13 protein-coding genes are annotated in these 12629 nt (G+C 68.0%); 9 read left to right on the top strand and 4 right to left on the bottom strand.

Annotated elements, in window-relative coordinates:
* Positions 1–204, top strand: a 204-nt coding sequence (locus tag AC5RTT_RS18135) for a prolyl oligopeptidase family serine peptidase (RefSeq protein ID WP_494146360.1), incomplete at its 5' end; no start/stop codon positions are given.
* Between the two features lie 17 nt (positions 205–221).
* Here AC5RTT_RS18135 and AC5RTT_RS18130 read toward each other — a convergent pair.
* A complete protein-coding gene (locus AC5RTT_RS18130) occupies positions 222–674 on the bottom strand; it encodes an SRPBCC family protein (RefSeq protein ID WP_494010046.1) in 453 nt (150 codons plus the stop codon).
* A gap of 234 nt (positions 675–908) precedes the next feature.
* Here AC5RTT_RS18130 and AC5RTT_RS18125 point away from each other — a divergent pair, with 234 nt between their 5' ends.
* From AC5RTT_RS18125 to AC5RTT_RS18110, 4 genes are read left to right on the top strand one after another with little or no spacing between them, the layout of a single operon-like run.
* Positions 909–1577: a peptidoglycan-binding protein gene (locus AC5RTT_RS18125; protein WP_494146359.1), complete on the top strand. Its 669-nt coding sequence runs from the start codon at positions 909–911 to the stop codon at positions 1575–1577.
* A 6-nt stretch (positions 1578–1583) separates the two neighbouring features.
* Positions 1584–3968 carry a hypothetical protein gene (locus tag AC5RTT_RS18120; protein ID WP_494146358.1) on the top strand — a complete coding sequence of 795 codons (2385 nt, stop codon included), beginning with the start codon at positions 1584–1586 and terminating at the stop codon, positions 3966–3968.
* Between the two features lie 8 nt (positions 3969–3976).
* Entirely contained in the window at positions 3977–4183 is a 207-nt protein-coding gene (locus AC5RTT_RS18115; RefSeq protein ID WP_494146357.1) for a hypervirulence associated TUDOR domain-containing protein, read from the top strand.
* 4 nt (positions 4184–4187) lie between these two features.
* Positions 4188–5384 (top strand): NAD(P)/FAD-dependent oxidoreductase, encoded by a 1197-nt coding sequence (locus AC5RTT_RS18110; protein WP_494146356.1) that lies wholly within the window; start codon positions 4188–4190, stop codon positions 5382–5384.
* Here AC5RTT_RS18110 and AC5RTT_RS18105 read toward each other — a convergent pair.
* The gene (locus AC5RTT_RS18105; protein ID WP_494146355.1) at positions 5381–6535 is read right to left on the bottom strand and encodes an acetate kinase; all 1155 of its coding nucleotides are present in this window, start codon (positions 6533–6535) and stop codon (positions 5381–5383) included. The genes AC5RTT_RS18110 and AC5RTT_RS18105 overlap by 4 nt on opposite strands.
* A gap of 57 nt (positions 6536–6592) precedes the next feature.
* The gene (locus tag AC5RTT_RS18100; protein ID WP_494146354.1) at positions 6593–6949 is read right to left on the bottom strand and encodes a VOC family protein; all 357 of its coding nucleotides are present in this window, start codon (positions 6947–6949) and stop codon (positions 6593–6595) included.
* A 100-nt stretch (positions 6950–7049) separates the two neighbouring features.
* Between AC5RTT_RS18100 and AC5RTT_RS18095 the strand changes: the two genes are divergently transcribed.
* Positions 7050–7337, top strand: a complete 288-nt coding sequence (locus AC5RTT_RS18095; protein ID WP_494124868.1) for a hypothetical protein — start codon at positions 7050–7052, stop codon at positions 7335–7337.
* 57 nt (positions 7338–7394) lie between these two features.
* Here the strand turns inward: AC5RTT_RS18095 and pta are convergent, their stop codons facing one another.
* A complete protein-coding gene (pta, locus tag AC5RTT_RS18090) occupies positions 7395–9473 on the bottom strand; it encodes a phosphate acetyltransferase (RefSeq protein WP_494146353.1) in 2079 nt (692 codons plus the stop codon).
* A gap of 326 nt (positions 9474–9799) precedes the next feature.
* On the opposite strand from pta, the gene AC5RTT_RS18085 reads away from it, so the two are divergent.
* The 3 genes from AC5RTT_RS18085 to AC5RTT_RS18075 all read left to right on the top strand — a co-directional run bounded on the left by AC5RTT_RS18085 (position 9800) and on the right by AC5RTT_RS18075 (position 12343).
* The gene (locus AC5RTT_RS18085) at positions 9800–10267 is read left to right on the top strand and encodes a hotdog fold thioesterase (protein WP_009356632.1); all 468 of its coding nucleotides are present in this window, start codon (positions 9800–9802) and stop codon (positions 10265–10267) included.
* A gap of 6 nt (positions 10268–10273) precedes the next feature.
* On the top strand, positions 10274–11635 hold the full coding sequence (paaK, locus tag AC5RTT_RS18080; RefSeq protein ID WP_494146352.1) for a phenylacetate--CoA ligase PaaK: 1362 nt from the start codon (positions 10274–10276) through the stop codon (positions 11633–11635).
* A 75-nt stretch (positions 11636–11710) separates the two neighbouring features.
* Complete coding sequence (locus tag AC5RTT_RS18075) at positions 11711–12343, top strand: TetR/AcrR family transcriptional regulator (protein ID WP_494146351.1); 633 nt, start codon at positions 11711–11713, stop codon at positions 12341–12343.
* The last annotated feature ends 286 nt before the right edge of the window (positions 12344–12629 follow it).

Here is a 12629-nt window from a genome sequence, read left to right as displayed (position 1 = left end):
TACGTGGAGCCGGCCAAGTGGGTGCAGGAGCTGCGGAACCGGACCACCGGATCCGAGCCGATCCTCATGAAAATCGAGATGGACGGCGGGCACGGCGGCGCCTCCGGCCGGTACGTGCAGTGGCGCGAGCGGGCGTGGGACTACGCGTTCATCGCCGATTCCCTCGGCGCCACCGAACTGCTGCCGGGCGCGGGGCTCAAGTAGGGCCTTCCGCCGGCCACTCAGGTCTGCGGGTGCTCTGCCAGCCACTCCGCCAGGGTTTCGAGGTTGGCGCGGACCGTCCGCCCCTGCGCGCGCTCCACCAACGGATCAGCCAGCTTGCCGAAGACGCCGCCCAGGCCTGATGCGGCATCGATGCGCTGGGTGAGGCGGGTGCCGCCGTCGGCCGGTTCAACCTGAAAAGTGATGGTGAAGTCCAGCTTGCCCTCTACGGAACGGGACACCATGCGCCGGGGCGGATCGAACTCGGTGACCTCGACAGTCCAGTCGAACTGCCGGCCCATGACTTTGCTGGTACCGCGCCCGCGGGTGCCGACGCCCAGGGGGCCGTCCCCCACCTGCTCCGAAGAGGTGACGGAGGAATCGAATACCGCAACGTTCTGGAACTTCGACACGAAGTCAAAGACCTCCTGCGGCGGCCGGGCAATCACAACGCTTTCTTCTACGACAGGCATTGGGTTCTCCTTTGAAGGGCGCCTGATGCCGGCGGCTCTGCCGGCAGGAAGGCAGGCACAGCGACAGCTTGGACCTGCCTCCAACTCCTGTCAATAGCATCTGACGTGCGGTAACACTGGCAACGGACTGTACGCCAAAATGCTAATCATGCTTACTATTGGTTCGCGCAGGGCTGCCCGCTGGGGGCAGGCCAACCCGCGCGAACCGGAGGTTGCAGAAACATGGATCATGAAATGCGTCCCCTGACTGACGATGAACTGCTCGCGGAACAGGCCACCGCTTTGCCGGACAAGGAGGTGGCCTCGGTCCTGGATTTGAACGCGGACCTCGATTTGGGCATCGACGCCGCGGCACCCATCGACCTGGCCGTCGCCGCCAACGCCAACGTGGCAGCACCGATTGACGCTGCCGCCTCGGCCAACATCCTCTCCTACGGCTCCGACGCGCAGGCACTGGCCGACCAGGGCGTGATGATCGAACAGGGCATCACCGCCGACGCGAACGCCGAATCCACCCAGGACAGCACCATCGACCAAAGCAACGACACCATTGACGGCGGCACCCCTGAAGCCACCGAAATGGTCGACGGCGGCACGGTCCTTCCCGACGGCGGCCTGCCGGACGTCCGCGCCCTGCCCACCGACCCCACGGCTGCCCTGGACGGGGACCTGCTCAACGTCAACGTGGACCTCGCCGCGGACGCGGACATCGCCGCACCCATCAACGGTGCTGTCGCAGCCAACGCCAACGTGGCCGCCCCGATCGATGCCGCCGTCGCCGCGAACATCGGCTCCATCGACAGCCAGGCCTACGCGGTGGCCGAGCAGGACGCCATCATCTCGCAGAACATCGACGGCGCAGCCAACGCCTCTGCCGACCAGCAGTCCGACCTGCAGCAGTAAGCCCAAATGAGCCACGTCACCGGCGGGCCGCGCTCCCAGGCCGGCCCGCCGTCGTCCCCTGCCCCCACTGCCGGGCACCCGCGGAAGTTTCCCGCCCGGGCCGGCGGTGTCCAGCTCCTCGGCCAGTCCGAAGGGTCCGGCTACCGCGAAGCGCCCTCACTGGTGCGCCGCTCGGACGGCCAGACACTGCAGCTGACCCGCCTGCTCTATCTGGTGCTGGAGGCGGCTGACGGGACACGTGACGTGGAGGACATTGCCCGGCACGCGAGCCAGGGCTCGGGCCGGCAGGTCAGCGCCGACAACGTGCGCACCCTGATGGACTCGCAACTGCTGCCGATGGGCCTGCTGCGCCTGGCTGACGGGTCAGAACCCGAGGTCCGCAAGGCCGACCCCCTGTTGGGCATGCGCTTCCGCTACACCGTGACGGACCCGGAGCGCACCCGCAGGATCACGGCCCCGTTCACAGTGCTTTTCAACCCACTAATCGTCGTGGCCGTTACCGCCGCGTTCTTTGCAGCCGTCTGGTGGGTTCTGATGGTCAAGGGTTTGGGCTCCGCCACGCACGAGGCCTTCGCCAGTCCCGGGCTGCTGCTGCTGATCTTCGCCATCACCATCCTCTCCGCCGGGTTCCACGAGTTCGGCCACGCCGCCGCGGCGCGCAGGGGCGGTGCAACACCAGGCGCCATGGGGGCAGGGCTGTATCTGGTCTGGCCTGCCTTCTTCACGGATGTCACGGATTCGTACCGGCTTGGCCGTGGGGGCAGGCTCCGCACCGACCTGGGCGGGCTCTATTTCAACGCGATCGTAGCGGTCGCCATCATGGGCCTTTGGTGGGCCACCGGGTTTGATGCCCTGCTGCTGGTGGTGGTGACCCAGATCCTCCAGATGGTCCGGCAGCTCCTCCCCCTGGTCAGGTTCGACGGGTACCACATCCTGGCTGACACCACCGGCGTCCCGGACCTGTTCCAGCGCATCAGGCCCACACTGCTGGGCCTGCTGCCGTGGCACTGGGGAAAGCCTGAAAACCGCGTGCTCAAGCCGTGGGCCCGAGCGGTGGTGACGCTCTGGGTCCTGGTCACCGTGCCGCTGCTCCTCTTCAGCCTGGCCGTCATGGTGATCGCACTGCCGCGGCTGCTGGCAACGGCCTGGGACAGCGCGGTCACGCAGCAGGAGATGCTGGCCGCGGGCCTGGCTGCGGGCGACCTGGCCGGCGCCGCCGTGCGGGTCCTCGCGATCGCCGCCGTCGCACTGCCAATGCTTGGCATGCTGTACATCCTGGTCCGGCTGCTGCGCCAGCTGGTCACCGGCCTCTGGAAGAAGACCCGCGGGAAGGCCCTGCAGCGCACAGCTACCATGGCCGCCATTGCCGCTTTGCTTGTCGGCCTCGCGTGGGCCTGGTGGCCCGACGGCGGGACGTACCGTCCGGTGCAGCCTTACGAGCGCGGCACGCTGGCTGATGCCACCGCCACAATCCTTCCCCAGGCCAGCACTACTTCGCTGCGCGAGGGCGGCAGCGGACGCACTGTTGCGCTCTGGCCCGAAGGCAGCCCGAAACCAACCCCCGACAATCCCCAGCTGGCCATGGTGCTGGTGCCGGCGGAAGCAGCCGCCGCGCGTGCAGCCACGGGCGAGCCAGCCACGGCCGCCCCCTCATGGGTGTTCCCGTTCGACCGGCCCGCCGCACCGGAGGGCGACGGCAACCAGGCCTTGGCCGTGAATACCACCGACGGTTCGGTTACCTACAGTGTGGCCTTCGCCCTGGTGTGGGCCGAGGACGGCGAGCCGGTGGATACCCGCAACGAGGCCTACGCATTCGCCAGTTGCAACGGCTGCGCTGCGGTGGCTGTTGGCTTCCAGGTGGTCCTCATCGTGGGCCAGGCGGACGTCATCGTCCCCGAGAACCTCTCCGCAGCCGCGAACTACAACTGCATCGATTGCCTTGCGTACGCGCTGGCCAGCCAGCTGGTCCTTACCCTTGACGGACCTCTGGACGGGGACAGCCTGGCGCAGCTCAACGCCCTGTGGGCAGAGATTGCCGAGTACGGCCGGAACCTCCGGAACGTTCCACTCTCGGAAATCCAGGCCCGGCTCGCGGCGTACAAGGAACAGATCACGGCCATCGTCAAAGCAGCTCCGGCCGCCTCCGGCACCACGGGCAGTGCCGCCACGTCCGCCCCGTCGCCGTCACCCGACAGAACAGACGCACCGGACGGAAGTACAGCGGTTCCCTCCTCGCCGGCACCGGACGGGATGGCACCAGCGCCGGCAACGCAGCCCGCCGTCGGTGACGCGCCGCCGTCGTACTCACCCGTTGAGACACCGCTGCCAACGGCGGATACTGGGGGCACGGCCCCCGCCGTGGAGCCCCAAGCCACCGCAAACCCCAGCTAGGAGTACAAATGTCATTGAGCAAGGGAACATCCGTGGAGTGGAATACGTCGCAGGGCAAGACGCACGGCAAGATCATCGAGAAAAAAACCAGCGACTTCGAGCTGGACGGCCATAAGCACCGGGCCAGCGAGGACGAACCGCAGTACGTGGTGGAGTCGGCCAAGACAGGTGCCCGGGCCGCGCACAAGGCCTCCGCCCTGACCGAGAAGAAGTAGCGCCATGGCCGGGCAGCACGAGGTAGTGATCATCGGCGGCGGCAACGCCGGCGTGTCCTTGGCGGCACGCCTGGAGCGCTACGGCGTCAAGGACGTGGCACTCATCGAGCCGAAGGACCACCACCTCTACCAGCCGCTGTTCTCGCACATCGCCGGGGGGCGGGCGTCGGCCAAGGAGGCGGTCCGCACCCAGGAGTCCGTGACCCCCAACGGTGTCACCTGGATCCGGGACAGCGCCGTGGACGTGGACGCCAACGCCAACACCGTCACGATGGCGAATGGGGCCACCGTGGCCTACGGGCAGCTGGTGGTCTGCCCGGGCCTGCAGTACGACTGGGACGCGGTGCCCGGACTGGCCGAGGCCGTTCACTCCCCTCACGGCGCCTCGCACTACGAGTTCGAACTGGCCCCCAAGGCCTGGACGCTCCTCAGCGGGCTGACCTCCGGCACCGCGGTGTTCACCATGCCGGCAGGGCCCATCAAGTGTGGAGGCGCCAGCCAGAAGCCCATGTACCTGGCCTGCGACTACTGGCAGGAACAGGGCGTCCTGGACGAGATCCGCGTGGTGATGGTCCAGCCCTACCCCACCGTCTTCGGCGTGCCGGAGGTGGACCGGGAGCTGGACCGCAAGATCGCCGAGTACGGGATCGAACTGTGGACCAACAGCGAACTGGTCTCGGTGGACGCCGCCGGCCAGACGGCCAACATCCGCAATGTTGAGACCGGTGAGCAGCAGTCCCTGCACTACGACGTCCTCAACGCCGTTCCGCCGCAGTCGGCGCCGGACTGGCTCAAGGCCACCGACCTGCCGGCGGCCGGGGACAAGGGCGGATTCGTAGAGGTGGACCGGCAAACGCTGCGGCACCTCCGGTACCCCAACGTGTGGTCCTTGGGGGACGCCGCCGGCACCACCAACTCCAAGTCCGGAGGTTCGCTGCGCAAGCAGACCAAGGTCCTGGCGAAGAACCTGGTGGCGGCGCGGAAGGGCAAGCCGCTGACCCAGAAGTACAACGGCTACTCGGTGTGCCCGTTTACCGTCTCACGCGACACGGTAGTGTTCGCCGAGTTCGACGACCGGTACCGGCCCATGCCCACCATCCCCCGGGTGCCCACCTGGAACGAGAGCAAGCTGTCCTGGGTGGTGGACCGGGATATGTTCCCGCAGGTCTACTGGAACCTGATCCTCAAGGGCCGGGCTTAGGGATTGACGACGGCGGCCGTCGCCTCCGCGATGGCGCGCTCCTCGTCGGTGGGAACCACCAGGACGGGGATGGCCGACTGCGGCGTGGAAATCACGCGCGGTTCCTTGGACCGCTCCGCGTTCAGGCCGCCGTCGAGCTCCACTCCCAGAGCGCCCAGCTTGTCCGCCACCAGTGCGCGGAACTGGTGGGAGTTCTCGCCGATCCCTGCCGTGAACACGAGGGCCTTGGCTCCACCCACCGCCACGTGGTAGCCGCCTATGTACTTGGCCAGCCGGTAGGAGGTGACCGCGAGCGCCGTCGCTGCCCGCGCGTCGCCGTCTTCCGAGGCCTCGACCACGGAGCGCATGTCGTTGTTGCCGGCCAGGCCCTTGAGCCCGGATTCGCGGTTCAGCATGGTGTCGATGTCCTCGGGGGTCCAGCCGGCCCTGCCCAGGAACACCAGGATGGAGGGGTCCAGGTCGCCGGAGCGGGTGCCCATCACCAAACCCTCCAGCGGGGTGAAGCCCATGGACGTGTCCACGGACCGGCCGCCCTGGATGGCCGTCACGGAGGCGCCGTTGCCCAGGTGGGCGATGACGCCGTCGAACTCCTCCACCGGGATGTCCAGCAGCGCTGCGGCGCGGCGCGTCACGTACTCGTGGGAGGTGCCGTGGAAGCCGTAGCGCCGGATGCCGTGGTTGGTGTAGAGCTCGTCCGGGACGGCATACCGCCAGGCGTGCTCAGGGAGGGTACGGTGGAAGGCGGTATCAAACACGGCCACCTGCGGCATGTCCGGCCACTTTTTGGTGATGGCCCGGATCCCCAGGACGTTGGCCGGGTTATGCAACGGCGCCAGCGGGTTGAGCCGCTCGATGGCACGGGTGATTTCGTTGTCGATCAGCACCGGCTCGGCGAACCGCTCGCCGCCGTGGACCACCCGGTGCCCCACCGCCCCCAGCTGCAGGTCGCCCAGTTCCTGGTGGATGGCGGCGTCCACCTGCTCCAGGGCTGCCGCATGGTCCCGCGGGCCTTCGATCTCCCCGTCGCCCTCTCCCCCGTTGCCCATCCCGATCTTTTCGATCAGGCCCTCCGTGAGGACGGTTCCGGCTGCGACGTCACGCACCTGGTACTTGAGCGAGGACGAGCCGGAGTTGATGACGAGGACGAGCATGCGGGGCCTCCTGAGCCTTTGCGCCAGCGGTTCAGTCCCCACTATATGTGCGGCAGATCAGCGGTCGGTCAGCAGCAGCGTGTTCCCGTCCGGGTCCAAGGCAGTGAAGAACAGGCACACGTCCGGAGACCCCTCGATGGGTCCGGGGCGCAGGCCCCGCTCCTGCAGCTCGGCCCGCTTCCGGGCCAGGTCCTCCATCCTGAAGTTGCACGTTGCCCAGCCCAGTCCGGGGGTTGCGTTGATGCCGCTTTCCGGCCCCATCAGCGTGAGCGATGAGGTCCCGGCTCCCGTGAGGACGGCAGAGAACGGGGTTGCTTCCCGGATGTCCAGCCCCAAAACGGAGCTGTACCAGCCGGCGGAGTGCTGCGGGTCCTGGACGGGGATGAAGGCTGTGGTGATGGCGGTTCCTGGCATAGTTGCGATGGTACCGAATGCATCGTGTGTTCCTTGCGGATCGGGCCGGGCTGTGCCTACAGTCGGCGGACAGGCTGGACCACGCCGAGAGGACATTCCAATGACGAACGAGCCCACTTCGATCGACGAGAACGACCCCACCAACACCGGATCCAGCAGCACCGCGCCGCTCCACACCGGCGCCGGATCCGGCAGCAAGGAACCCACCGGCGTCGAGGGCGCCAATCCCGCGCTGGACGATACCGGCAGTCCCAAGGCCGGCGAAACGGGCGAGGCGCCGCAGGCACCCGAGAACCCTGAGGGCCTGGACCTGACCCCGCAGGGCCTGTCAGACGAGCCCGCCAAGGAAGAGGACAAAGAAAGCCTGGCCAAGCCGGACAACAGCTAGTCATTACGGTCCGACGGCGGCACCCACCCGGGTGCCGCCGTCGTCCGTTAACCCGTCCTACGAAAGTGGCGCCTGCGCCTGGATGGCCGTGATGGCCACCGTGTTCACGATGTCCTCCACGGTGCAGCCGCGGGAAAGGTCGTTGACTGGCTTCCGCAGCCCCTGCAGGACCGGCCCGACGGCGACGGCGCCGGAGCTCTGCTGCACCGCCTTGTACGTGTTGTTGCCGGTGTTGAGGTCCGGGAAGATGAACACCGTCGCCTGCCCGGCCACGGTGGAGCCCGGCATCTTGGACTCGGCAATGGAGGCGTCCACGGCGGCGTCGTACTGGATGGGCCCCTCCACGGCGAGGTCCGGCCGGCGCTGGCGCACCAGTTCGGTGGCCTGCCGCACCTCGTCCACCGCCTCGCCGGAGCCCGAACCGCCGGTCGAGTAGGAAAGCATGGCAACCCGCGGCTCCACGCCGAACTGTGCGGCGGTTTCCGCGGAGGCCAGCGCGATGTCCGCCAGCTGCTCCACGTTGGGATCCGGGTTCACCGCGCAGTCGCCGTACACCAGCACGCGGTCCGGCATCAGCATCAGGAACACAGAGGAGACGATCTTCACCCCGGGGCGGGTCTTCACGAACTCCAGCGCCGGCCGGATGGTGTGGGCCGTGGTGTGGGCCGCGCCAGACACCATGCCGTCCACCACCCCCAGCTGGACCATCATGGTGCCGAAGTAGCTGACGTCCTGCATGATCTCCAGGGCCTTGGCCAGGTCCACGCCCTTGTGCGCCCGGAGTTCCGCGTACTTTTCGGCGAACTTCTGGCGCAGGTCCGAGGTTGCCGGGTCCACCACGTTGATGCCGGAAAGGTCGATGCCCCGGGCCGCCGCCAGCTCACGGACGTCCGTCTCCGGGCCCAGGACGGTCAGGTCGCAGACGTCGCGGCGGTGCAGGATCTCGGCAGCGCGCAGGATGCGGACGTCCGTGCCCTCCGGCAGCACCACGTGCCGGCGCTGCGAACGGGCCCGCTCGATGAGGTCGTGCAGGAACCTCAGCGGGGTCATCCGCTCCGGCCGGGGCAGGTGCAGGCGCTCCACCAGCTCGGTCTCATCCACCCGGCGCGACCACAGTCCCACGGCCGAGGCCACCTTGCGCCGGTGCCCCGACCAGATCTCGCTCCGGACCTCCGAAACCCGCTTCGCCGTGGTGTATGTGTCCTCCCGGGAGGCGAACACCGGGAAGGGCGCCTGCGCCAGGAGCGGGTAGATGTTGGCGTCAGGTGCCAGGCCGCCGGTGAGGATCAGCGCGGACGCCACCGGGAATTCGGGCGAGAAGGACGACGCCAGGCACGCCACCATTACGTCTGCCCGGTCCCCCGGCACGATCACCAGGGCGCCCTCGTCCAGGACGTTGAGGAAGTTGCCCACGTTCATGGCCGCCACTTTGATGTCCTTCACGTCCCGCTCCATGTCCGGACGGCCGGCAATCTGGCGCACGGCCAGCGCCGTGGCCACCTCGCCGGTGGTGGGCCGCGCGATTTCCTCCAGCTCGGGCAGGACGTACACGGGACGGCCGGACGCGCCCACCTTGACCTCCGCGGCGATGGCGTCCACCAGGTCCGGGTCCGCACGGTTCACCAGGATGGCCAGGAGCGCGCACTTTTCCGCAGACAACTCCTTCCGGGCAACCTCGACGGCGGCGGCTGCCTCCGCCACGGTCCGCCCCTTGGCGCCCACCACGGCCACCACCGGGGCGGCGAGGTTGTTGGCCAGGCGGGCATTGAGGTCGAACTCGACGGCGGCGTCCTGGCCGGTCAGGTCCGTTCCCTCCACGATCACCACGTCGCAGTGCCGCGAGATGTCGGCGAAAATCTCCACGCACCGGGAGTCGATCTCCTCGCGGTTTCCCTCGGCGAGCAGGCTCCGCACTTCCTGGAATGTCAGGCCGCCGCGGCAGCGCTCGTCCTCAAGCGCGAACCGGGACTTCATCAGGGCCACCATGGGGTCATCCGCGGCGGAAGGGCCGGTGACCACGGGCTTGAAGAAGCCGATCCTGTCCGCATGCCGGTGCAGGGTGTCCGCCAGGCCCAGGGCCACGAGGGACTTGCCCGATCCGGGAGTGGTTGCGCTGACGTAGATGCCTTTGGCCATGGTCCGCCCTTTGCTGGTCTGCTTCTGCCGGTCCCTCCATCCTTGCACCTGCACCGGGACTTGCGGCACCGCTTGCCCGCCGGGAGGTGTGGTGATGGGCACGTAACGGGACTGCCGGCACTTCGACGGGGCCGCCGTCGTGCGCTCCCGCCCAGTTGCTTTTCCGGCGCTTTCCGGCCGCGCCGTGGACGACGGCGTGTCCCGGCTTGGGGAAGGTCTCCCGAGCCGGAGTAAACGGGCTGGAACGCACGCCCTCCCTTGACACCGGACCCCCTCATGGGATTACCTAATGAACATTCGGTAAATAAAGCTGGAGGCAATGACGCATGGCTGAAACAACACTTTCCGGGCCACCCCACCCCATCCTGGAAAACGACTACGCCTCCGAGTGGATGGGCATCGAGGTCCTCTCCCTGAGCGACGGCCACGCCACCATCCGAATGACCCTCCGGCAGGAAATGCTCAACGGCTTCGGCATGGCCCACGGCGGAATGATCTTCGCCTTCGGTGACACCGCTTTCGCCCTCGCGTGCAACCCCATCAACCCGGCGCCCGGCGAGGAGAACACCATCACCGTGGCCTCGGGCGTGGACATCAATTTCCTCAAGCCCGCGTTCCGCGGCCAGGTGCTCACCGCCGTCGCGGACCGCCGTTCCAGCGCCGGCCGCAGCGGCCTGTACGACATCCAGATCTTCGCCGCCGACGCGGACCAGCCTGAATCCCCCACCTCCGGCACCCCCGGCGAGCTCGTTGCAGAGTTCCGCGGACGCAGCCGCACCATCCCCAAGAAGTAGGAAACCATGACCCTGCATGCCCCCGAAACGCCCGCCGCAGCAACCGCACAGTCCGCGGATGCCGTCCTTGACCGCGAGGAGACCATCTCCCGCGACGAGCTCGAGGCCCTCCAGCTCAGCCGCCTGCAGCACACGGTTGCCTACGCCTATGAGCGGGTGCCGCTGTACAAGCGCAAGTTCGACGACGCCGGCATCCACCCGTCAGACCTCCGCGAACTGGCAGACCTGGGCAACTTCCCCTTCACCACCAAGGAGGACCTGCGCCAGGAGTACCCGTTCGGGATGTTCGCTGTGCCGCAGCACGAGGTGGCCCGCGTGCACGCCAGCTCCGGCACCACCGGCCGGCCCACCGTGGTGGGCTACACGAAGCAGGACCTGGCCGACTGGGCAAAGCTCGTTGCCCGCTGCTTCCGCGCCTCCGGCATCCGCCCCGGCATGAAGGTCCACAACGCCTACGGCTACGGCCTGTTCACCGGCGGCCTGGGCGCGCACGCCGGCGCCGAGGCCTTGGGCTGCACAGTCATCCCCATGTCCGGCGGCCAGACAGAGCGGCAGATCCAGCTCATCCAGGACTTTCAGCCGGACGCGATCCTCTGTACCCCCACCTACCTTCTGACCATCGCAGACGCCATGGCACACATGGGCATCGACCCCACCTCCACGTCCCTGAAGTACGCCGTGCTCGGCGCCGAACCGTGGACCCAGGAGATGCGGCACGAACTCGAAGTCACCATGGACATCAAGGCCTGCGACATCTACGGCCTATCCGAGGTGATGGGTCCGGGCGTCGCCGGCGAGGCTGTGGAGACCCAGGACGGCAGCCACATTTGGGAGGACCACTTCCGCCCCGAAATCATCGACCCCTTCAATCCCGTCCCCGGCAAGGAGAACGTCCTGGGCGACGGCGAGCACGGCGAACTGGTCTTCACCTCGCTCACCAAGGAGGCGCTGCCCATCATCCGGTACCGCACCAAGGACCTCACCCGCCTCCTGCCCGGCACCGCCCGCCCCGCGCACCGCCGGATGGGACGCATCACCGGCCGCAGTGACGACATGATCATTCTCCGCGGCGTGAACCTCTTCCCCTCGCAGATCGAGGAGATCGCGCTGCGCATCCCCGAGCTCAGCCCGCACTTCCAGCTGGAGCTCACCCGGCCCGAGGGGCAGCGGATGGACCAGTTGACCGTGAAGATCGAGCGTCGGGACAACGTCACCGCCGAGCAAAGCGCGACGGCGGCACGCACCCTGAAGGAGCAGATCAAGATCCACGTCGGTTCCTCCTGTGCGGTGGCAGTGGTGGAGCCGGGTTCGCTTGAGCGGTCCAACGGCAAGCTCCGCCGCATCTACGACCTGCGCCCGAAGGGATAGCCGCACAGGAGGTGCCGGGCTGTCCGGCCCGGGGCCTGCCCGGACCAACCGACCGTTCGTGAGAAACTAGCACCTATGCCCAGCCAGACAACCAGTACCAACGGCGCAGCCGTCAACGGATCAGCCAAACGCGGCCGCCCCGGCTACGACCAGCAATCCGTGCTGCGGATAGCCGTGGACGTCTTCAACCGGCACGGCTACGACGCCACCTCCATGGGCATCCTGGCCGAGAACCTGGGCATCTCGAAGTCGGCCATCTACCACCACGTGCCGTCCAAGGGCGACCTCCTCAAGCTCGCGCTTGACCATGCCCTCGGCGGGCTTGAGTCAATCCTCGAGGAGCCGGAGGCAACCTCCGGCGCCGCCGACGCGCGGCTGGAGTTCGTCCTGCGCCAGACGGTGGCCGTGCTGGTGGACCGGCTGCCGTTCGTGACACTGCTGCTGCGCCTGCGCGGCAACACGGAAATTGAACGGGACGCCCTGGAGCGGCGGCGCACCTTCGACCACAAAGTGGCGGCCCTGATTTCGGCGGCCCAGGACGAGGGCTCGCTCCGCACCGACATCGATCCCCGGACCGTCACGCGCCTCCTGTTCGGCATGATCAACTCCATCGTGGAGTGGTACAAGCCCGGCGGTTCGCTGTCACCGGAGCGCCTCGCCGACGACGTCATCACCATGGCGTTCGACGGGCTGCACGGCCACTCCTAGCCCGCCAGCGCCTCTTCCCGCGTTGCGGGCCGGCAAATACTAAGCGTGCTTGGTATTTGCCCTGCTCCCCGGCTACGGTGGTAGAAAGCCGCCGTCCGCAGGGGAGGTAGTCAATGAGCCCGGCCATCCATCCGGGGCCCCGCAGCCGGGGCCGTCCCGGTCCACTCAGGACCGCCGCCGCCGCACTGGCGCTAGGTGCCGCCGTCGTGCTTTCCGCCTGCATAGGAGGTACGCCTCCTCCCCCGGCGCCGAGCGGGACCGCCGACTCCGGCAACACCGCAGCAGC

Source organism: Arthrobacter sp. Y3221157, from assembly GCF_059089865.1.
Note: the sequence above shows the minus strand (reverse complement) of the source record. Positions and strands in the feature narration are given on the sequence as shown.